Here is an 18,997-nt window from a genome sequence, read left to right as displayed (position 1 = left end):
AGAAACTTTGAGGTATCATGCCGGACACATCCAGCCGCCCTTACCATCATGGTGATCTCCGTCGTGCGCTTATCGAGACGGCGTTGGATATGCTTGCCGAGGAAAAGGGCTGGCAGTTCACGCTGCGGGAAGTCGCGCGCCGGGCTGGCGTCAGCCACGGGGCACCCTACAAGCACTTTCCAGACAAAGGCGCGCTGCTTGCGGAGCTCGCAATGATTGGCTTCGACCGGCTGCGGAAGTCCCTTTCGGCTGCGAAGCCCAAGGCGCCCAATTCTCTGCGCGACGAAATCACTCCGATAGCTCGTGCCTACGTCGCGTTCGGAACGGACAACCCGGCTCTCTACCGCCTGATGTTCAGCGCAGGGGAGGAGAAAGCCGCAGGGGTGCATCTCAACGAGCGGGCGCTCGCGGTCTTCGATGTGGCGCTCGAAATCCTCCAGCGCGGCCAGGCCGCGGGGAGCATACGCAAGCGGCCGATAGAAGGTCAGGCGGCAGCCTGGTGGGGGCTCATCCACGGCGTGACCATGCTTGCGATCGATGGGCTCCTAGTGCCCGAGAAAGTCGGATCGGCCCCCTTGGATGCGGCTTTGAGCACGCTGGTGGAAGGGCTGGCGAGCCCGGCAACATGACACGACCTGCGCATGGTTGACTTCTTCTTCGTGAAGGTGAGCCGGCGTCGCAAGTAGTCCTTCGGCAGATCGTGATACGCGTTGGTGACGATACCTTCGAGGTGCGTCGCGTTGGTCGGAGAGCGACGCGGATCCTTGACGGTTTCGCCAACCGACCTCTCCATGAAGCTTGCGTAGCAATAGGCACAACCAAGGATACAGCCGGTATAGGGATTGGCAGGAAATCGAGGGGATCTTTGATTTTTGGCGCACGTCAGAACGCAGATTATCTGCGGCAACAACGATGGAAGGCGGCAACAGCCGCCTCACTGTCATTCACAGATATTTCCGCTTTAGAACATCGGATTGTTGTTTGCGCGCGTATCAGGCATTTGCATCATCGCATCCCAGTGCTCGACCAATTTGTCGTTCTCGACGCGATAGATATCGATAAATCTCCATTCATTTCCCGCCATTTGATAGCGTGCATGAAGGATGACAATGTTGCCGAGAGGCCGATGTCGCGATCCGCGTCGTTTACGACCGCAAAACCCTGCCGCTCAATCTTCACGCCCTGAAGGGACCGGAGCTGTTCGGCGGCGTCTACATGTCCTGCGATCGACTGGCCGCGTGGCGCGCGGGCGCGCCGGATCCCATCCGGTGGATCGTCATAAGCATGTTTGGTGTCCCGGACTGGGCCAGCGAGGGTGAGGTTCGCACCACGGGGATTCCGTTCAGGACCACGGACGGCGAGGCGCAGATCGTTGCAGTACGGCAAGGGCTCGGGATCACAACACTGCCGTGCTTCGTCGGAGATGCCGACCCCCTGCTGGTGAGAGTGCCGGGCACCGACCTGCACATGCATGGAACGCTCTGGCTTCTCACGCAGGGGGAGACACGCAAGACGAAGCGCGTGCGGCTCTTCACGGAGTTCGTATCCCGCAGGCTCGCCGCGTACGCTCCGCTTCTCACCGGGCTGTCCATATCGCGCGACTGACGTCCGGCAGGTCGCCGGCGGCGCTTGCCGTCATCCGGCCGGAAGCCGAGCTGCGATCGCTCGAAGCGGCGTCGTTCAATCCGCGAATGTTGCGCCGTTTGCGCTTTAGATCAGGATGATTTTAGGCCCGATCGGCCAAAATCTGAATCCTGATCTAAATCAAAGAAGTAGAGTATGATGTCGTCCGAAAACCGCTCACACTTTTCGGCATCATGCTCTAGCGACCGACACCTGCAAAGGGCGGAGCCGGTTCGCAATACTCAATCAGCAATTCGGTGAGGACCCGTATCTTCCGTGCGGGATGCTGACCTGGCGGGCGGATGACATATGCACCTGCCGGGGGTGGTGGATAATGCGTCATGACCGGCACAAGCGCGCCGGAGGCTATAAATTCATGGGTAAGGCAATCGGGCAGGTAAGCGATCCCTAATCCTGCTGCCGCGGCGGCGACTAGAGCAGTGCCGTTGTCGGCTTTAAAGCGCCCCTGCGGACGAACCGTGATGATCTTGTCGCCATCCATGAGTTGCCAGGCTTCGGTGCCCTGCATGAGGGCCTCATGAGCGACGAGTTCCTCCGGCGTCTCGGGCGACCCATGCGCCTTGATGTAGTCCGGGCTCGCGACGAACTTCCCATAGATCGGTCCGACGCGTCTTGCGATCAAATTGGAGTCCTGAAGATAGCCAACCCGGATCGCACAATCATAACCCTCTGTGATGAGATCGACGAAGCGATCACTGTAGCAGGTGTGGATGTGGAGTTGGGGGTGGCGGCGCGCCATTTCCGCGAGGATGGGAGCGAAGTGAGTCTGGCCGAAGGAAAGTGGCACGGCAACTCGCAAGCGGCCGCGAAGGTCACCGGCGGGTAGGATCGTTTCCTTGGCCACGTCGATCTCGGCGCAGACTCTCGCTGCATAATCTCGGAACGTGGCCCCTGCTTCCGTGAGGGCGGCGCCTCGGGTGGTCCGTGCAAGAAGCTGGACACCAAGTTCCGCTTCAAGCCGGAAGAGCCGCCGACTGACGATTGACTTGGAGACGCCGAGCCGGAGCGCAGCCGGTGAAACGCCCCCGGCATCAGCCACTTCCACGAAGGTCTGCAGTTCTTCGATGTCCATTAGCGTTCCTCTTTTCGCGACACAGATTGTCATAAAAGGGTGCTACCGCATCTTGAATAGGAACGGCAATACTGCTTCCAGGCAACGTCGCCCCTGGCGCATGTCTCCCGCAAAACCAATGCCGCTCATGGGCGGCAGCAAAGGAAGTAATAATGACCTTTCGTAATGGCCTTGCTTCGCTTCTTCGTCCCGAAGATTCGGTACTCGTTCTGATCGACCACCAGCCTTACCAGCTCACGAACCTGAACAGCCACGATCCGCAGGCGGTGGTCAACAATTCGACGGCCCTGGCGAAGGCCGCGAGGGCTTTCGGTGTTCCCACCATCCTGACGAGCGTGATCGCCGATCGGGGCGGTCTGATCTTCCCGCAAATCACCGATGTCTTCCCGGGCCAGGAGGTGATCGACCGGACGTTCATCAATACCTGGGAAGACAGGAAGGTCGTGGACGCGGTCAAGGCGACCGGCCGCAAGCAGTTGATCATCGCTGGCCTGTGGACCGAGATATGCGTCGCGATGCCGGTGATCCAGGCGCTCGGCGAAGGCTGGGATGTGACTGTTATCACCGACGCGTCGGGCGGCACGTCGGTCGAGGCCCACGAGGTCGCCATCCAGCGCATGATCGCGGCTGGCGCGAACATGATGACCTGGCTGGCGCTGGCGTCCGAATGGCAGCGCGACTGGGCCCGGACCGAGCACGCCGGTGAGCTGACGGAGGTTCTCAAGCAGCACGCCGCTGGTAGCGGTATCGCGTACCTGTGGGAGCAGCAGCTGCTCAACACGCCTGTACCTAGAGCATGATGCCGAAAAGTGTCAGCGGTTTTCGGACAACATCATGCTCTAACTTTTTAATTTAGAACGGGATTCAGATTTAGGCCGATCTGGCCTAAAATCATCCTGTTCTAGCAACGCAGGCTGATCTGCACCCGGATCAGGCGGCCCGTCCGCTATCGCGCGCATCACCTTTGCGACGGGCGCCCCTATGAATTCGTAGGCTGCGCGCCGCCACCTCCGTCGACGGCACGACGGCGCCGCCAAAGCGGGCTGTTTCCGTCGCTTTGGCCCAAACCAAGACCAGACTTTCGCGGCGATTTCCATCTGGCGAGCCCCGAGATCAAGCCGGAACGTAGGTCAACCTGATCACATCCTCGCCAATCCGGTCATGAGCCATCAGGCGGAGCGGCGGCCGGGGTCCGGCGAAATATGGCTTGCCGTGACCGAGCACGACGGGGTGCAGGTAGATGCGATACTCATCGATCAGGCCAAGGTCGGTGAGGCTTTGCGCCAAATTGGGGCCGGCAACTTCGATCTCCCCGTCACGTTCCGCCTTCAGCTCGCGGATCGCGGCCTCAAGGTCTTCCCCGACAAGCCTGGCGTTGGGACCAACCGACTTCAACGAGCGCGAGACGACCCATTTCGGCTGATTCCGCCACGCCGCCGCGAAAGCCTGTCGCTCTGCATCCCATTCAGGATGTTCGTCGTCCCAATAACGCATGACCTCATACATCTGGCGACCGTACACACTGCCCGCCTGCCGCTGAGCCTCTTCGATGAAGTGGCGGAAGAGCGTGGGGCTTGGCGCAAACGCCATATGATCGACGTAGCCGTCCAGGGACTGGTTCATTCCGAATACGAGCTTAGCCATCCTCGCTTCCTTTCCTTAAACGGCATATCCACAGGCCTGATTGCATTATGCAATCGGTTGCGAGTTAACTCAACTGGTTTTAAATCGCAATTTGTTTTTGGTATGAACGCCCACACTCAGGCTGCCGACTAATCTGCCTCAAGGCGGCCTGGGTGGGCAACGGCCTGTCCAAGCCGCCGCCAGAGGGCGCTATTTCAGCGGCAGAAACAGTTCCGCCACCGCCTCATGCTCCGCCACTTCCGGGAAGAAGCTCAGCCGCTGGCAATAGATCGGAAAGTCGCGTGCTTCCTCGCCGCTGGCCGGAAGCCAGTCGCGATAAAGGTAGAGCGCGGCGGGCTCCAGATTGTCGGTGTTGCCGACAACGCGCAGCACCGCGCAGCGTCCGCCAGGGATCTCGCCAGCTTTGATCTTTTCGCCGTTCGCCTCGATCGGTTGGTCGGTCCCGACACAAAGGTCGACGCTATAATCGGCAGGCGACTGAGGGCGCCGCTCGGAACGCCAGACGTTGAAGGTCGGACTTGTCCTGGGGTGCAGGCCAGCGGCCTTGCGCCAGGCGATGAACCGCTGGATGGTGGCACCGAGCGTCGCCGGGTCGCCCCGATGCTCCATGATCGCCACCGGCGTGGTAGGCACATTGCGAATTATTACGTCGTCAGCGGTAAAAGTCTTTTGCATGCGCTTGCTCCTTGCATTGTCGAGAGGCCCGAAGGCGGCAAGCCACGGCTCCCAGTCGGGAGACTTCCGGAACGACGAAGGCGATTGCCCGAACCGTTGCCGAAAGGCGCGGGCGAAGGCATCCGGTGCATCGTAGCCGGCATCCATCGCTATATCGGTGACGCGTTCTTCGTCCCTGTAAGCCAGCCGGTATGAAGCGCGCTTCATGCGGGCAAGCTGGATATAGCGATGCACGGACAATCCGAAGGTCGCCGTGAACTGCCGGTGGAAATGAAACTTCGAGAAGGCCGCGACACCGCTCAGAACGTCAAGATCGAGATCGTCATCGAGGTGCTGGTCGATATAGTCCAGCACTCGCTGCATCCGCTGATGATAGTTCCGAAGCGCTGCGGTCATTCGTCTTGGTCTCCGTGGCAGCTCAAACTAGATCCCTCAGGCAACGCAGCGCTCGACCGATCTTGCGGTTTGGCATGGATCAGCCAGCGTGCCGACCGATCCGGGTATCTTGCGATCCTCGCCCGGCACTGTTATTCGCATTTCCGTCTTAGAGGAGAATGCCTTTGTTTGCCGTCGCAACGATCCAGAACTCACCGGCTGCGGCGGTAGGGGTAAAGGCGCTCGGCATCGTGACCGAGAGCTGATCCTCGCTCTATCGCTCGGCCTTTAGCGCGCCAATACTGGCGCATGTCTAATGTCGAGAAGACTATGATCATCGAACTAACGTCTCATGATTTTGAAGCGCTGCTGAAGGGCATGGCGCCACGTCATCTGCGCCTTGTCCAAGACAGCGCCATTGCGCCTCCTGAAGTACTGGCGATGTTGAACCGCCTCGCGGCTTACATCGGCGCGGAATTTTCGCCGTCGGCCTGGATGATCGTGGAGGATGACGAGATCGTCGGCCTTTGCTCTGTCATCAAGGTTCCTCAGGATGGAAGGATGCATATCGGCTATGGGGTTGCGCCTACCCGCCAAAGCCGCGGATGCACCACGCGAGCCATAGGGCAGTTGCTGGAGTGGGCGCGGCACGACCCTCGCGTGGCCCTGGTCTCTGCGGAGACCGGAGTCGACAACATCGCGTCCCAGCGCGTTCTTAAGCGCAATGGCTTTATCCGGATCGGCGAGCGTATCGATGCCGAAGACGGTCCGTTGATCTGCTGGGAAGCAATGACCGTTTAGGTTACAGGCCAGGGAGCCCAAACAGGAAACGGCCGGCCGAGGTTCAATCATCTCGGCCGGCCGTTGTCGTGGAGGGATGACGCCTGCGGATCCGAAGTCGGCTTCAGCGGCCGTAGGTGACCTCGACGGAGGCCTTGGCAAGCGTATTGGCCCTGACATAGAAGCCAACCATGGCAGCCGGGGCGGTCTCGGGAAGCGGGAGCTTGTCCACCGAGAGCGCGTAGACGGTGAACTGGTAGTGGTGCGGCTGATCACCCGCCGGCGGGCATGCGCCGCCATAGCCTGACATGCCAAAATCCGTGCGACCTTCGACAGCGCCTGCGGGAAGCTTTTTGTCACCGCTTGCGCCAGTGGCAACTTTCGAGGCATCCGCGGGAATGTTGAACACCGACCAGTGCCACCAGCCCGAGCCTGTGGGAGCATCCGGATCGTAAGCCATGATGGCGAAGCTCTTGGTCGCCTCAGGCGCACCCGACCAGGTCAGTTCCGGCGAGATGTTCTTGCCGGCGCAGCCGAAGCTGTTGAAGACCTGCGCGTCGGCCATGGACTTGCCGGCGGCCAGATCCTTCGAGGTGAGCTTCATTTCGGCCTGTGCGGCCGTCGCGCCGAAGACGGACGCGGCGAAAAGTACTGCTGTGATGAAACGCATGCTGTTTTCCTGCGGTTGATAATGCCGGAAAACTATCGTCACTGCGCAAGCGCATCTGCCCCACTACGCTCAACTTCTGCCCCGATCCGCTCAAAACGCTCGGAGCCGCCCCGCACATGGCGCGGATTGACGCCAAACCGGTCCTTGAACCGCGCCGCGAATTGAGAAGGGGAGTCGTAACCGACTTCAAGCGCAACCTGCGCCATCGGCAGGGTTGTGGTTTGAATGAGCCCCAAGGCGCGGTTCATCCTTGTATCGCTCAAGATCTCACTGAAGCCGGTACTTTCGGCGGCGAGCTTCCGCCTCAGCGTCGCTTCGCTCATGTTGAACGAGCGCGCCGCATGGCCCAGCGTCCAATCAAAGGCCGTATCGCTTTCGATCATCTGCCGCAACCGGTCCTCGAGCCGAGGGCTTTGGCATTGGCCCAACACCACTCCGCCGAGCGCAAACCAAGTGATGAGTTCGATCAAACGCGCCTTGGCAATGGCGCCGGGAAGCCTCGTCAGATTGCCGGGCTGACAGCAGTAGTCGAACAATGCCGCGGCTTCCTCCGGCAGATCCGAGGCGCCTGCCGGGACAGGCCTTGATGGAACGGCAATCGATCCCATCCTGATATAGGCTTCCTCAAACAGCGGTCGCGGAACGGGCAGCGCCAGGGTCTGATACTTCTGCGGCGCCTTGGGAATGTTCTCCATCGTCAACGGGCGATAGTCGGGCAGCAAGCCATAGGCGCCGGCTTCGAGGCGCAAAGCCTTGTCATCGGCCATGACGATCTTCGTTCCCGATTGCACCTGTATCAACAGGGGGCTCGTATTGACCAGGCGATAGAAACAGGCTCGCCCGCCCTGACGGATCAAGGCTCTCGTCGGAACGGGAAAGACGTCGTCGAGCATATGTTCTCCGCCAACGGGATGGATAAGAGCGGCGACCGGCAGAGCCGGCATGAAGATATCCGTTGATCCGCGAATACCAAAACCGCGTGCCAGCGGCAACCTTTCGCCAGGAGCCACAGACCGTATCTACCGCCTGTCGGACCTGCGTATATTTCTCAGAAGAGAGGGTGCATCGGGCTTCGAATCTGGATAATTCTTCTGCGGCAACGGTTTGCCTACGGCAGAAGACCTCCCCCGATGCCACGGGTGAACCAGGAAGAATGTCACGCGAAAACTCTTCTGAATGGATGTGCTTCGATGAAATCCAAGCCCCGAAACTTGAAGGCCACGGCCAAGCCGAACTCGGAACCCAAGTTGTCGCGCACCCACGCGCCCGCCGATCTATCGCCGGTGGACTGGCAGCGCGGCTTACGCCGCCAGTTCGGCCGGGGGCAGGCTTTCGGGCTCGAAAATCTGACCGACGAGCCGTTCTTCTCCGAGTTCCGCGTCAGCAATCCCGTTTCGAATTCCAGCTACCGCGTCGCGATTCGCGGCCGAGGCCCCGGGGGCAATTTTTGTTCATGCCCCGATTACGCCACCAGCGAGCTGGGCACCTGCAAGCACATCGAATTCACGCTTGCCCGGCTGGAAAAGAAGCGTGGCGCCAAGACGGCGTTCGCGCGGGGCTATCAACCGGTATTTTCCGAACTCTACCTGCGCAATGATGGCCAAAGGCGTATCCATTTCCGTGCCGGAACCCAATGCCCGCCGGCCATGAAGGAGGCCGCCGCGGCCCTGTTCGACGCCGACCGCGACGGCATGCTGCCGGACGACCGCTTCGGCGAGCTGGAGCCTTTCATGGCCATGGCGTCCGACAACGATCACGAGTTCCGCGCCTATGACGATGCACTCGACTTCATCGCCGGAAAAAGGGATGCGGAAAGACGGGCCTCGAAACTCGATCGGCTTTTCCCGCAAGGTGCCGCCGATCCCGGGCTGCAGACGCTCCTGAAGGTGCCGCTCTATCCCTATCAGGCCGAAGGCGCGCTGTTTGCGACGCGGGCCGGCCGGGCGCTGATCGGCGACGAGATGGGACTGGGCAAGACCATACAGGCGATCGCCGCTACGGAAATCCTGGCGCGGCATTTCGGCGTTTCGAGAGTGCTGGTGATCTGCCCGACCTCGCTCAAATACCAGTGGCAAAGCGAAATTGCGCGTTTTTCGGGCCGAGACGGAGAAAATGCGGCGCGTGTCATCAACGGTGGCCGGGCTGCGCGGCAGAAGGACTTCGCTCTCGATGACTTCTGCAAGATCACGAACTACGAAAAACTCAAACCCGATCTCGACCTGATCACCGCCTGGGCGCCCGACCTCGTCATCGTCGATGAAGCGCAACGGGTCAAGAACTGGAACACCATTGCGGCACGCGCCTTGAAAAGCGTCGACAGCGCCTATGCGATCGTTCTGAGCGGAACGCCCCTGGAGAACAAGCTGGAGGAGCTGGTTTCCATCGTCCAGTTCGTCGACCAGCACCGCTTGGGGCCGACCTGGAAGCTGCTGCACGAGCATCAGGTCAAGGATGAAGGCGGACGCGTCACCGGCTATACCGGCCTGGCAAAGATCGGCCAGACACTGGCGCCCATCATGATTCGCCGGCGCAAGTCCGAGGTGCTGCGGCAGCTACCCAGCCGGACCGACCAGAACTTCCTGGTGCCGATGACCGAGGGTCAGATACTTCACCATCGGGAAAACGCCGATGTCGTGGCGAGAATCGTCCAGCGCTGGCACAAGACAAAGTTCCTTTCCGACAAGGACCAGCGCCGGCTGACCTGTGCGCTCCAGAACATGCGCATGTCGTGCAACAGCACCTATCTCCTGGACCAGGAGACCGATCACGGGGTCAAGGCGGACGAACTGGCGGCGCTGCTGGACGACCTGTTCGCCGACCCCGAAGCCAAGGCGGTCGTGTTCTCCCAATGGACCCGCACCCACGATATCGTCATCCGCCGCCTCGAAGCGCGGGGAATCGGCTATGTCAGCCTGCATGGCGGCGTGCCGTCGGAAAAACGTCCGGCGCTGATCGAGCGGTTTCGCAACGACCCCACATGCCGCGTGTTCCTGTCCACCGATGCCGGCAGCACGGGGCTCAATCTGCAGAATGCCTCGACGCTGGTGAATGTGGATCTGCCATGGAACCCGGCAATCCTCGAACAACGCATCGCCCGCATCCATCGCATCGGCCAGGAGCGGCCGGTGCGGGTTATCAATTTCGTCTCAAAAGGCACCATCGAAGAGGGTATGCTTTCGGTTCTGGCATTCAAGCGCTCTCTGTCTGCCGGAATTCTCGATGGCGGTCTTGGCGATATTTCGCTCGGCGGCTCGCGCCTCAACCGCTTCATGAAGGAGGTGGAGAACGTCACCGGAAGCATGGGTGAAGGTGACGCCGTGACGCCGGCCGAGGAAGTGTCGAACTTCATCCTCGCCGATGAGGCTGGAGCCGCTGCCGATCTGAAAGCCGATGTCGAGCGAGACGCGGGAGGCAAAGCGGCCGCGCGCACCGAAGCCGCGCCGCCGCCCCATGCCGCTTCCGATCCGTGGCAAGCCCTGGCCCAGATCGGCGTGCAGGTTGTTGCCGCCCTGGCTGCGGCCAATGATTCCGATGCGACGGCGCATCCCTGGGTAGAGCGTGATTCGGCCACAGGTGCGCGGAGCCTGAAGATACCGCTGCCGCCGCCGGAAACCGCAGCGCAACTCGCCAATGCTCTTTCCGCGCTCGCCGACAGCCTGCGGGGCAGGATTGCCTGATCGGCGGCAGGCAGACGATGGCGCATGGGTCGAAATCCGGCCAACGGCTGCATTGGCCGCATCTCGGATCTTGGGAACCCTTTTGAATAAGAAAACCGGCACCTGGCGGAGGAAATCGCCAAGCTGAAAAGCCCAGGAGGGCAGCCGATCATCGCCCACGGCGGAGCCGTTCGACCAGATCGTGATCGAGCGAGCGACCCAGCGCATTCTCGCGCCGGGTATTTACCTGTCATCGATGCGAATTCGGGTTTTGTCAGCAGCGTCCGCCCGGCCTTTCACGTGATCGATGAAGGCCCGCAGCTTCGGCATCACTTGACGACGGCTGGGATAGTAGAGAAACACGCCCGGCGCCATCGGTGTAAACGCCGCCAGGACGCGGACGAGTTTTCCTGCCTTCACGGGTCCGGCGGCAATTGGCTCCGGCACTTGCGCAAGCCCCATATCTTCGATGGCGGCTCCCAGCATGGTGGGAAAGTCGTGGGCGATCAGCGGCCCGGAGACAACAGCTTCGATCGGCTTCTTGCCGCTGACAAACGACCACGGCGCGATTGAGCCGTTCGAGCGGCGCATGCGGATACAGGCATGTTGACGCAGATCGTCGATGCGCTCGGGCCGCCCTCTCCGGCGCAGATATTCGGGGCTGCCGACGACCACCAGCGGGAAGGGCGGCGTCAGCCGGACCGCGACCATATCGGCTGCGATGAACTGGCCAAGCCGGATACCGGCGTCAAATCCCTCGGCGGCGATGTCGACCAGTCCCTCATTCGCGGCGACCTCCACCTCGATCTCGGGAAAAGCCTGGCAGAAGGATGCAATCAGTGGCTCCAGCAGGATCGGCACCACTGCCGGCGGCACCGTGAGGCGCAATAGGCCGGCCGGCCGCTGCCCGAGGTCACGCGCAACCTCGCTTGCGGCGACCAACTCCTCGAAGGCGGGCTTTGCACGCAGAAGGAACCGCTCGCCGGCTTCGGTCAGGCCGACGCTGCGCGTCGTGCGGATGAAAAGCACGGCGCCGACACGCTCCTCGATAGCGCGGACGGCCTGGCTGATTGCCGATGGGGTCACTCCGAGCCCCCCAGCTGCTTTGCGAAAACTGCGGTGCTGGGCAACGCTCAGAAACGCCTCAACGCCGTCGAGCGCGCCTTGCCTGACTGTGAAGTTCTGCTTCATACCGCATCGATATTATCGCCAATAGTCGATCGCGGGAAGCGGGCGTACATCTGGATCCCATAAATCAGGAGTGCCGCGATGTCGACGGAATCCATCTTCCAAACCCATCTCGTTCTAGGCTATGTCGCGTGGCTGCTCTGCTTCGGCGCCTATATTCTGCCCTGGCTCACGTCGATGGACAGGGTCAAGGCGCACCGCGCCATCGCCACTCTGCACAGCTTCCGCTTCTTCAGGCTCGTCTTCATGCTCTCCGGCGTCGTCGGCCCCAACCTGCCCGCCAGCTTCGCCACCTTCGCTGCCTATGGCGACCTCGCGGCTGGGCTGTTCGCCATGCTGGCGCTCGTCACGATCAGGATACGCCCAGTCTTCTGGCTGTTCGTCGTCGCCTTCAATCTCGTGGGGATGGGTGACCTCATCCTCGACTACTATCACGCGATCCAGGCCGGCCTGCCGGCGCGGGCGGAGGAATTGGGCGCCGCATATGCGATCCCGATCATTTACGTGCCCTTGCTGATGATCACCCACGTCTTCGCATTCCATTTGCTGCTGCGTCCTCAGCCGAGGGCGGCTCAGGCCCTCGCTGGCGAAGCTGCGGTATCTTAGGACTCCGCCGTCTCAAGCCCTGAACCTCGCGATAGTGTGGTGACGGAACCATCTGCCTCGCATATCTTGTCTTTGTGGTACCCGCGGGACTCAAGCTGATGGCTCACTCCGAAAACCTCATTACAACCGTCTCGACCAAAGGGCAGATCATTCTCCCAAAAACGATCCGCCAGCGGCGGGAGTGGGAGGCTGGAACGCGTCTCATTGTCGAGGAAACCCCGGAAGGCGTGCTTCTGAAGCGGCTCCCTGCCTTTGCGCCGACGCGGCCTGATGATGTGTTCGGCATGCTTCCCTTCGGCGGCGAGCCGAAAACTCTGGAAGAGATGGAAGCCGGCATGTTGGCCAAGGCCCGCCGTGACGGCCCCGAATTCGCAGACGACATCTAACCCTTATTCGACCTGCGCAGATAGTCGACCAATGCGCGCAGCTTCAGCAGCTGCCTCTGGCGCCTGGGATAGTAGAGATAGAAGCCCAGGAAGGGCGGACAGAAATCCTCCAGCAGCGGCACGAGTTCCCCGCGGTCGATATAGGGCTGGAAGGTCTCCACCATGCCGAAGGTGATGCCGGCTCCGGCGCAGGCCATGCGGATCATCATTCCCATGTCGTTGGTCGTGACTACGGGATCGACCGCCACGTCGAAGTCGCGGTCGTTTTCGGTGAACTCCCAGCGATAAGGCGCCGTGTCGGGGCGTGGCCGCCATCCGATGCAGGCGTGGTTCTGCAACTCGCCGGGATGGCGGGGGTGGCCGCGGCGCTCGATATAGCTGCGGGAAGCGGCCGCGCATTGTCGCTGCTCTTCGGAGACTGAAATCGCGATCATATCCTTTTCGATCACTTCGCCCAGCCGGACACCCGCGTCGAAGCCCGCCTCGACGATATCGAATTCGTCATCGGTGATGGTGATATCGAGTTTGATATAGGGGCAGGCTTCCATGAAGCCGGCCAGCAAGGTGCCGGACAGGAAGTTCTCGGCGATCGAGGAAACGGTGATCCGCAGCAGGCCGCTCGGGCGCGCCTGCATTTCCCGCACCGTCTGCATCGCATCCTTGACCTGGCGGACCGATGGACGAACCGCGTCGAAGAACACTTCGCCGGCTTCGGTCAGGCTGACGCTGCGCGTCGTGCGCTGAACCAAGGCGACGCCGACCCGATCCTCCAGGCGCTGCAGGGCCTGGCTGACGGCGGAGCGGGTGACGCCGAGCCGCTCTCCGGCGAGCCGGAAGTTGCGCGCCTCCGCCACCGCAAGAAAAACTGAAATGCCTTCGAGATCGTCGACCATTGGTTAGCCTTTCTAACCAAGGCATCCTGGATTGGCAACTTAATCACTCGAGTTCTCCGTACTATCTTTCAGTCGAAGTCAACGAAGGCTTCGAAAGGCAAGGCAATGCGAAGGATTTTCACAAGCCCCCTCCTGCGGTTTTTCACGGCGGTCACCCTGGCTGGCGTGGCGACCAGTTCGTTCGGCGCCGATACCGTGAACGACCGAGAAACTCAGCAACAACAAACAAGCGAGAACAGTATGCAGCAACATCCCTATGTCGGCATGTGGGTTACGGATGATGGCCGCGTCCGCCATGAGCTTCTGCCCAATGGCCGCTACGACGAAGCCCGTGGCAGCCGGGAAAGCGCCTATCGGGGACGCTACGAAGTCACTGGAAGCCACATCGAATATTGGGATGACACGGGCTTCACGGCCGACGGCGATTTCGTCGACGGCAATACCCTCCATCACGGCGGCATGGTGCTTCGGCGCAGATGACGCGCCGCCCGAAAGGCAACACCACACAGAAGAAGGCCGCGTTTGCCGGCCGGAAAGGATGACGATCATGTCTTCCCCAACCCCCATCTGGTTCATCACCGGTGCATCGTCCGGCCTCGGCCGGGCGCTCGCCGAAGCCGTTCTGGCCCGTGGCTGGCGCGCCGCCATGACGGCGCGCAGACCCGAGACACTGGCAGATCTCACGGCAGAGCACGGGGACCGCGCGCTTGCCCTTGCACTCGATGTGACTGATAGCAACGCCATCGCCGGCGCGGTTCATGACGCCGAAAGACATTTCGGTGCGATCGACGTCCTCGTCAACAATGCCGGCTACGGCTACCTCTCGGCGATCGAAGAGGGCGACGATATTGAGATACGCGCCCAGTTCGAGACCAATGTCTTCGGATTGATCGCTGTCACCAAGCAGGTCCTGCCGGGCATGCGTTCACGCCGGCAAGGGCATATCTTCAACGTCTCCTCGCTTGGCGGGCTCGTCGCCTTTGCTGCAACCGGCTACTATCACGCCACCAAGTTCGCGGTCGAAGCCTTGTCGGAATCGCTTTTCCATGAGGTCAAACCGCTCGGCATCGATGTGACGATCCTCGAACCCGGCGCCTTCCGCACGGATTGGGCCGGCCGGTCGATGGTCGAATCCAGCACGATCATCGAAGACTACGCCGAAACGTCCGGCAAGCGGCGCCAGGCCACCCGCGCGATCTCCGGCAACCAGCCGGGCGATCCCGCGCGCGCGGCAACCGCGATCATATCGGCGTTCGAGACGGACGCGCCGCCGCTGCGCCTGCTGCTCGGCGCACCCGCCCTGAAGATCGCCCGCGAACGGCTCGATGCGCTGCGCGCAAACTTCGACGCCTGGGCGGAGACATCGCTCAGCGCCGATTTTCCCACTTGACCACCAAAAACCCTCAACCGCATCGCCAGGCGAGCGGCGTACAATGGAGCTTGAAGTGTCTGATATCAAAGGAAAAGTCATTGCCATCACCGGTGCCAGCAGCGGCATCGGAGAGGCCGCGGCAAAGGTGCTGGCTGCCGCAGGCGCCAATATCGTGATCGGCGCGCGCCGCACCGAGCGCCTGGAGGAACTCGCCGGCGAAATCGCCGCAACGGGCGGGACGGTGCGCCTGCGACAGCTTGATGTCACCGACCGTTCCCAGGTAGAAGCCTTTGCAGGTTTTGCCCGCTCCGAATTCGGCCGGCTGGACGTTATCGTCAACAATGCCGGTGTCATGCCGCTGTCGCCGCTCGACGCCCTCAAGATCGACGAGTGGGACCGGATGGTCGACGTCAACATCAAGGGCGTTCTCTACGGCATCGCGGCGGCGCTTCCGATCATGAAGGCGCAAGGATCAGGGCAGATCATCAACCTGTCTTCGATCGGCGGCCACAGCGTCTCGCCGACGGCCGCCGTCTATTGCGCGACGAAATTCGCAGTGCGGGCGATCTCGGACGGATTGCGGCAGGAGACCGATCGTATCCGGGTGACGGTCATCTCTCCCGGCACGACGACGTCGGAACTGGCCGACACGATCACCGATCCGACGGCGCGGGACGCCATGAAGGCTTTCAGGGCGATCACGATCAGTTCCGAGGCGATCGCCAATTCGATCCTCTACGCCATCAGCCAGCCTGATGACGTCGATGTCAGCGAGATCATCATCCGGCCGACTGCCAGCCCGCATTGAGTGGCTGAGATTTTGCCAAAGCAATTCCAGCAAAAGTGCAGAGCGGTTTTGCCAGGCAAAGCGCGAAGCGATTTTGCCGGGAATTGCGGAAAACGAAAAAGCCTCCGCCCTAAAAACCCAGCGACTGCTGGGCGGGCGGCGGCGGTGCGAGATTGACGCCTTCGAGCTCCAGCATGCGGGTCTTCGATGACGAACCGCCGGGAGCGGAGAAGCCGCCGATCTTGCCGCCGGCCGCAAGCACCCGATGGCAGGGGATGATCAGAGCGACCGGGTTCTTCGCCATCGCCTGGCCGACGTCGCGGGCGGCTTCCGGCCCGACGCCGAGCTCCTTGGCCAGCGCGCCGTAAGTGGTGGTGCGGCCCCAGCCGACACGCCTTGCCGCCGCATAAATATCTCGGAAGAAGGTATCCTGGCCGGCAAGGTCGAGTTCGACGCCGGAAAAATCCGTCTCTTCGCCCTGGAAGTAGCGTTTCACGGCGGCGACCGTGTCCAGCACAGCAGGCGTCGGCGCGCCGGCTTCGGCATCCGGCAGGCGGCGCAGCAGCAGCCGTTCGGTCGCTTCCGCTGATTTGGTCGGCAGCTGGAAACGGGTGATGCCGGCGTCGCTCCAGGCGATGCCGCAGAAACCGCCCGCGGTTTCGAAGATGAGATAGTGGTGCGTTGTCTTAGCCATGACACAGCCTCCGTGTTTTCGATGACCCTCAAAATCGTATGAGACGGCCGCTGTTTCAACCCGTTTCTTGCGCGCGTAAGGCGTCCGGGAAATATCGCGATGCGTCCCTCGCAATGTCGATCGAACATCCAAGTCATCCGTTCAGAGCGGATTGTATCGGGAAATTATGTTCCCTTTTTGTTCTTGCTATTCAATCCCGCCGGAGTATCCTTCGCCGCGTTTTTGGAACCGACGAGGCGGGTCATGACGACCCTGAGAGCCGATGAACCAGATTTCCTTCGACTTCGAGGATAGGCGAAGTCGGCGCGGGCGACCGGGCGAAAACCATAGCGGCGGACACCGGCTTTTCTTCGCCCTCTGTCCGCCTGCGGCGGTCGAGCGGCAGGCTGGTTCGATCGCCGATGGCTATGGGAAGACTTTTTCTCTTTCGGCAAAGCCGCGGCTGACCACTCTGCATGTAACGATCATCGGCATCGACGATTATGAAGAATTGCCGGAGGACGCCGTCTTTGCGGCGCGCCAGGCCGCTGCCACGGTGGAGGGCGCGCCGATCACGATCACTTTCGACAGGATTATGAGCTTCAGGCGGGAAGGCAAGGCGCGACCGCTCGTGCTTTGCGGCGAAGGCGGGCGGAAGGAGCTCACCCGGCTGCATGTCCAGCTCGGTGTCGGCATGCACAATGCCGGATTGCGCCACAATATCCGCCGCGATTTCACGCCGCATATGACGCTGCTCTACGACCGCAAGACCGTGCCGCCGACGAGGCTCGACACACCCGTTTCATGGACGGCATCCGAATTCCTGCTCGTCCACAGTCTTCTCGGAAAAACCGAACATCGGATCATCGATCGCTGGCCGTTGCTCGGCTGAGGCAACGATGTCCTCCCTACTCTCCGGCTTGCGCTTGGCTGATTTACGCGCATAAAGCTCGGGAAACCTGTTCGGGATTGCAGCCGGGAGCGAAGACAAAATGGACGTTTCAGAGATCATCATACCCGGAGATACGCCGGGAACGGAGTGGCGACTGCCGGTGCTGCGCTTTAAAGGCCACGATCAGAAGGCGCCGAAGACCTATATCCAGGCGGCCCTGCATGCCGGCGAGCTGCCGGGAACGGTGCTGCTGCATTTCCTCTGCGAGCGGCTGCGGCTGGCGGAAAGCCAAGGCGGGATCGCCGGCGACATCACCATCGTGCCGCAGGCCAATCCAATCGGTGCGGCGCAATCGCATTTCGGCGAGCTGCAGGGCCGTTTCGATTTGGGCTCACGCACCAATTTCAACCGGGACTTTCCGCTGATCGCTCTTGCCGATCGCGCGACGCTGATCGAAGACCTCGATAATTACCCGGCTACCGACAGATTGAAGCGACAGCTGCTGCATATGGCGCTTGGCGCCGATCTCGTGCTCGACCTGCATTGCGACGACGAATCCCTGCAATATGCCTATATCGACGAGGCCTTCTGGCCGGAAGCCGCCGATCTCGCCGCCGCACTCGACATGGAGGCCGTGCTGCTTTCGGATGGCGAAAGCTCGGCCTTCGAGGAGGCCGTCGGCTTTGCATGGAAATATGAAGTTCCCGGCGAACGCCGGTCCCGGCTGCCCGGCAAACTCTCCGTCACTGTCGAGCTGCGCGGCAAACGCGACGTCGATCCGGTGCTGGCGAAAAAGGATGCGGACGGGCTCTGGCACTTCCTCGCGGCACGCGGGATCGTTGGTGACGAAAAGCCGGCGGCAACGGTATTTTCCGGTCCGGCCGTGCCGCTCGACAATGTCGAGATCATTCGCACGCCAGAAGGCGGCGCCGTGCTCTTCCATCGCGATATCGGCGAGAGGGTTGCGGAAGGCGATCTTCTGGCGACGATTGTCACCCGGCCCGGGCAGCCTGGCTGCAGCATCGAGCTTACCGCGCCGCAAGACGGGCTGATCCTCACCCGAACATCCGACCGGCTGGTGCGGCGGCGCGGCGACCTGATGAAGATCGCCTGCGACGAACCCAGCAAGGCTTCGCGCAAGGCCGGTACGTTGGAGAATTGAGCCGGGACGGTTTTGCCGGCGATCACAGCCTGAATGCCAATCAATCCGGAGCGGTCACAGTGCGCGTCGACGCGCTCGGGGATAAAAGGTCACACGGCGTTTGCGCCGGCCTTCGTGCATGTTATCTCGCTGTCATCACAGGGAGATCGATTGGGCATGGCCGTCACCATCTATGGCATCAAGAATTGCGACACGATGAAGAAGGCCCGCAGCTGGCTGGAAGAACACCGCGTCGCCTATGAGTTTCACGACTACAAGGCGCTCGGTATCGACCGCACCCATCTCGAAGCCTGGATCGACGAAGCCGGCCTCGATACCGTGCTCAACCGCGCCGGCACCACCTTCCGCAAACTGCCCGATGGCGAGCGCGAGAACCTGACCCCGGAGAAGGCGATCCAGCTGATGCTCGACCAGCCGTCGATGATCAAGCGGCCGGTGCTGGAGGCGAAGGGCAAGCTGCTGGTCGGCTTCAAGCCGGAGATTTACGCCGGTATGTTCGGAGGCTGACAGGCGGCCCGCTGA

General features: G+C 61.5%; 20 protein-coding genes and 1 pseudogene. 13 read left to right on the top strand and 8 right to left on the bottom strand.

The genetic code is table 11. The features are described 5' to 3' along the window. The first annotated feature begins 17 nt into the window (after nucleotides 1-17). On the top strand, nucleotides 18-629 hold the full coding sequence (locus GFM02_RS27075; protein WP_168267914.1) for a TetR/AcrR family transcriptional regulator: 612 nt from the start codon (nucleotides 18-20) through the stop codon (nucleotides 627-629). Between the two features lie 487 nt (nucleotides 630-1,116). Then, nucleotides 1,117-1,605, top strand: a pseudogene (locus GFM02_RS27070) (LysR substrate-binding domain-containing protein); the annotation flags it as partial. A 217-nt stretch (nucleotides 1,606-1,822) separates the two neighbouring features. Here GFM02_RS27070 and GFM02_RS27065 read toward each other — a convergent pair. Beyond that, entirely contained in the window at nucleotides 1,823-2,716 is an 894-nt protein-coding gene (locus tag GFM02_RS27065; RefSeq protein ID WP_168323338.1) for a LysR family transcriptional regulator, read from the bottom strand. 152 nt (nucleotides 2,717-2,868) lie between these two features. On the opposite strand from GFM02_RS27065, the gene GFM02_RS27060 reads away from it, so the two are divergent. After that, nucleotides 2,869-3,516: a hydrolase gene (locus GFM02_RS27060; RefSeq protein ID WP_168323337.1), complete on the top strand. Its 648-nt coding sequence runs from the start codon at nucleotides 2,869-2,871 to the stop codon at nucleotides 3,514-3,516. A 313-nt stretch (nucleotides 3,517-3,829) separates the two neighbouring features. Here GFM02_RS27060 and GFM02_RS27055 read toward each other — a convergent pair whose 3' ends face one another. Together GFM02_RS27055 and GFM02_RS27050 are read right to left on the bottom strand one after the other, a co-directional pair. Continuing rightward, nucleotides 3,830-4,360, bottom strand: coding sequence for a dihydrofolate reductase family protein (locus tag GFM02_RS27055; RefSeq protein ID WP_072639939.1), 531 nt, complete (start codon nucleotides 4,358-4,360; stop codon nucleotides 3,830-3,832). Between the two features lie 189 nt (nucleotides 4,361-4,549). Continuing rightward, the gene (locus GFM02_RS27050; RefSeq protein ID WP_168323336.1) at nucleotides 4,550-5,431 is read right to left on the bottom strand and encodes an AraC family transcriptional regulator; all 882 of its coding nucleotides are present in this window, start codon (nucleotides 5,429-5,431) and stop codon (nucleotides 4,550-4,552) included. Nucleotides 5,432-5,719: 288 nt separating this feature from the next. Here GFM02_RS27050 and GFM02_RS27045 point away from each other — a divergent pair, with 288 nt between their 5' ends. Beyond that, complete coding sequence (locus tag GFM02_RS27045) at nucleotides 5,720-6,211, top strand: GNAT family N-acetyltransferase (protein WP_168323335.1); 492 nt, start codon at nucleotides 5,720-5,722, stop codon at nucleotides 6,209-6,211. A 103-nt stretch (nucleotides 6,212-6,314) separates the two neighbouring features. Here the strand turns inward: GFM02_RS27045 and GFM02_RS27040 are convergent, their stop codons facing one another. Both GFM02_RS27040 and GFM02_RS27035 read right to left on the bottom strand, forming a co-directional pair. Next, nucleotides 6,315-6,860 (bottom strand): YbhB/YbcL family Raf kinase inhibitor-like protein, encoded by a 546-nt coding sequence (locus GFM02_RS27040; protein WP_168323334.1) that lies wholly within the window; start codon nucleotides 6,858-6,860, stop codon nucleotides 6,315-6,317. 38 nt (nucleotides 6,861-6,898) lie between these two features. Then, a complete protein-coding gene (locus tag GFM02_RS27035; protein ID WP_168323375.1) occupies nucleotides 6,899-7,753 on the bottom strand; it encodes a helix-turn-helix domain-containing protein in 855 nt (284 codons plus the stop codon). A 297-nt stretch (nucleotides 7,754-8,050) separates the two neighbouring features. On the opposite strand from GFM02_RS27035, the gene GFM02_RS27030 reads away from it, so the two are divergent. After that, nucleotides 8,051-10,537 carry a DEAD/DEAH box helicase gene (locus tag GFM02_RS27030; protein WP_168323333.1) on the top strand — a complete coding sequence of 829 codons (2,487 nt, stop codon included), beginning with the start codon at nucleotides 8,051-8,053 and terminating at the stop codon, nucleotides 10,535-10,537. Between the two features lie 222 nt (nucleotides 10,538-10,759). On the opposite strand, the gene GFM02_RS27025 is transcribed toward GFM02_RS27030, so the two are convergent. Next, entirely contained in the window at nucleotides 10,760-11,707 is a 948-nt protein-coding gene (locus GFM02_RS27025) for a LysR family transcriptional regulator (protein WP_168323332.1), read from the bottom strand. Between the two features lie 78 nt (nucleotides 11,708-11,785). Between GFM02_RS27025 and GFM02_RS27020 the strand changes: the two genes are divergently transcribed. Beyond that, nucleotides 11,786-12,310: a hypothetical protein gene (locus tag GFM02_RS27020; RefSeq protein ID WP_168323331.1), complete on the top strand. Its 525-nt coding sequence runs from the start codon at nucleotides 11,786-11,788 to the stop codon at nucleotides 12,308-12,310. 98 nt (nucleotides 12,311-12,408) lie between these two features. Then, a complete protein-coding gene (locus GFM02_RS27015; protein WP_168323330.1) occupies nucleotides 12,409-12,696 on the top strand; it encodes an AbrB/MazE/SpoVT family DNA-binding domain-containing protein in 288 nt (95 codons plus the stop codon). Here GFM02_RS27015 and GFM02_RS27010 read toward each other — a convergent pair. Further along, nucleotides 12,693-13,589: a LysR family transcriptional regulator gene (locus GFM02_RS27010; protein ID WP_168323329.1), complete on the bottom strand. Its 897-nt coding sequence runs from the start codon at nucleotides 13,587-13,589 to the stop codon at nucleotides 12,693-12,695. The two genes, GFM02_RS27015 and GFM02_RS27010, sit on opposite strands and share 4 nt — an antisense overlap. 105 nt (nucleotides 13,590-13,694) lie before the next feature. On the opposite strand from GFM02_RS27010, the gene GFM02_RS27005 reads away from it, so the two are divergent. Genes GFM02_RS27005 through GFM02_RS26995 form a run of 3 tightly spaced genes read left to right on the top strand, consistent with a single transcriptional unit; the run spans nucleotide 13,695 to nucleotide 15,769 of the window. Next, a complete protein-coding gene (locus GFM02_RS27005; protein ID WP_168323328.1) occupies nucleotides 13,695-14,069 on the top strand; it encodes an Atu4866 domain-containing protein in 375 nt (124 codons plus the stop codon). A 58-nt stretch (nucleotides 14,070-14,127) separates the two neighbouring features. Then, entirely contained in the window at nucleotides 14,128-14,979 is an 852-nt protein-coding gene (locus GFM02_RS27000; protein ID WP_205930481.1) for an oxidoreductase, read from the top strand. Between the two features lie 55 nt (nucleotides 14,980-15,034). Beyond that, a complete protein-coding gene (locus GFM02_RS26995) occupies nucleotides 15,035-15,769 on the top strand; it encodes an SDR family NAD(P)-dependent oxidoreductase (RefSeq protein WP_168323326.1) in 735 nt (244 codons plus the stop codon). A 109-nt stretch (nucleotides 15,770-15,878) separates the two neighbouring features. On the opposite strand, the gene GFM02_RS26990 is transcribed toward GFM02_RS26995, so the two are convergent. After that, nucleotides 15,879-16,442 carry a methylated-DNA--[protein]-cysteine S-methyltransferase gene (locus GFM02_RS26990; RefSeq protein ID WP_168323325.1) on the bottom strand — a complete coding sequence of 188 codons (564 nt, stop codon included), beginning with the start codon at nucleotides 16,440-16,442 and terminating at the stop codon, nucleotides 15,879-15,881. A 262-nt stretch (nucleotides 16,443-16,704) separates the two neighbouring features. Between GFM02_RS26990 and GFM02_RS26985 the strand changes: the two genes are divergently transcribed. From GFM02_RS26985 to GFM02_RS26975, 3 genes are all read left to right on the top strand, one after another. After that, nucleotides 16,705-17,313, top strand: coding sequence for a 2'-5' RNA ligase family protein (locus tag GFM02_RS26985; protein WP_168323324.1), 609 nt, complete (start codon nucleotides 16,705-16,707; stop codon nucleotides 17,311-17,313). 100 nt (nucleotides 17,314-17,413) lie between these two features. Further along, a complete protein-coding gene (locus GFM02_RS26980; RefSeq protein WP_168323323.1) occupies nucleotides 17,414-18,475 on the top strand; it encodes a succinylglutamate desuccinylase/aspartoacylase domain-containing protein in 1,062 nt (353 codons plus the stop codon). Between the two features lie 156 nt (nucleotides 18,476-18,631). Further along, nucleotides 18,632-18,982 (top strand): ArsC family reductase, encoded by a 351-nt coding sequence (locus GFM02_RS26975; protein WP_168323322.1) that lies wholly within the window; start codon nucleotides 18,632-18,634, stop codon nucleotides 18,980-18,982. Nucleotides 18,983-18,997 lie beyond the last annotated feature (15 nt).

It is taken from the genome of Rhizobium leguminosarum bv. viciae, assembly GCF_012276115.1.
Classification (GTDB): Bacteria; Pseudomonadota; Alphaproteobacteria; order Rhizobiales; family Rhizobiaceae; genus Rhizobium; species Rhizobium leguminosarum_T.
The sequence above is the reverse complement of the archived record's forward strand: the minus strand, read 5'-3'. Positions and strand labels throughout refer to the sequence as shown.

Excerpts from the sequence above, each read along its gene's own strand:
- GFM02_RS27005 (WP_168323328.1), top strand. The coding sequence starts at position 13,695 with ATGCGAAGGATTTTCACAAGCCCCCTCCTGCGGTTTTTCACGGCGGTC.
- GFM02_RS26990 (WP_168323325.1), bottom strand. The coding sequence starts at position 16,442 with ATGGCTAAGACAACGCACCACTATCTCATCTTCGAAACCGCGGGCGGT.
- GFM02_RS26985 (WP_168323324.1), top strand. The coding sequence starts at position 16,705 with ATGAACCAGATTTCCTTCGACTTCGAGGATAGGCGAAGTCGGCGCGGG.
- GFM02_RS27010 (WP_168323329.1), bottom strand. The coding sequence starts at position 13,589 with ATGGTCGACGATCTCGAAGGCATTTCAGTTTTTCTTGCGGTGGCGGAG.
- GFM02_RS26980 (WP_168323323.1), top strand. The coding sequence starts at position 17,414 with ATGGACGTTTCAGAGATCATCATACCCGGAGATACGCCGGGAACGGAG.
- GFM02_RS27030 (WP_168323333.1), top strand. The coding sequence starts at position 8,051 with ATGAAATCCAAGCCCCGAAACTTGAAGGCCACGGCCAAGCCGAACTCG.
- GFM02_RS26975 (WP_168323322.1), top strand. The coding sequence starts at position 18,632 with ATGGCCGTCACCATCTATGGCATCAAGAATTGCGACACGATGAAGAAG.
- GFM02_RS27050 (WP_168323336.1), bottom strand. The coding sequence starts at position 5,431 with ATGACCGCAGCGCTTCGGAACTATCATCAGCGGATGCAGCGAGTGCTG.
- GFM02_RS27060 (WP_168323337.1), top strand. The coding sequence starts at position 2,869 with ATGACCTTTCGTAATGGCCTTGCTTCGCTTCTTCGTCCCGAAGATTCG.
- GFM02_RS27020 (WP_168323331.1), top strand. The coding sequence starts at position 11,786 with ATGTCGACGGAATCCATCTTCCAAACCCATCTCGTTCTAGGCTATGTC.
- GFM02_RS27000 (WP_205930481.1), top strand. The coding sequence starts at position 14,128 with ATGACGATCATGTCTTCCCCAACCCCCATCTGGTTCATCACCGGTGCA.
- GFM02_RS27035 (WP_168323375.1), bottom strand. The coding sequence starts at position 7,753 with ATGCTCGACGACGTCTTTCCCGTTCCGACGAGAGCCTTGATCCGTCAG.
- GFM02_RS27040 (WP_168323334.1), bottom strand. The coding sequence starts at position 6,860 with ATGCGTTTCATCACAGCAGTACTTTTCGCCGCGTCCGTCTTCGGCGCG.
- GFM02_RS27055 (WP_072639939.1), bottom strand. The coding sequence starts at position 4,360 with ATGGCTAAGCTCGTATTCGGAATGAACCAGTCCCTGGACGGCTACGTC.
- GFM02_RS27015 (WP_168323330.1), top strand. The coding sequence starts at position 12,409 with ATGGCTCACTCCGAAAACCTCATTACAACCGTCTCGACCAAAGGGCAG.
- GFM02_RS27075 (WP_168267914.1), top strand. The coding sequence starts at position 18 with ATGCCGGACACATCCAGCCGCCCTTACCATCATGGTGATCTCCGTCGT.
- GFM02_RS27065 (WP_168323338.1), bottom strand. The coding sequence starts at position 2,716 with ATGGACATCGAAGAACTGCAGACCTTCGTGGAAGTGGCTGATGCCGGG.
- GFM02_RS27045 (WP_168323335.1), top strand. The coding sequence starts at position 5,720 with ATGTCTAATGTCGAGAAGACTATGATCATCGAACTAACGTCTCATGAT.
- GFM02_RS27025 (WP_168323332.1), bottom strand. The coding sequence starts at position 11,707 with ATGAAGCAGAACTTCACAGTCAGGCAAGGCGCGCTCGACGGCGTTGAG.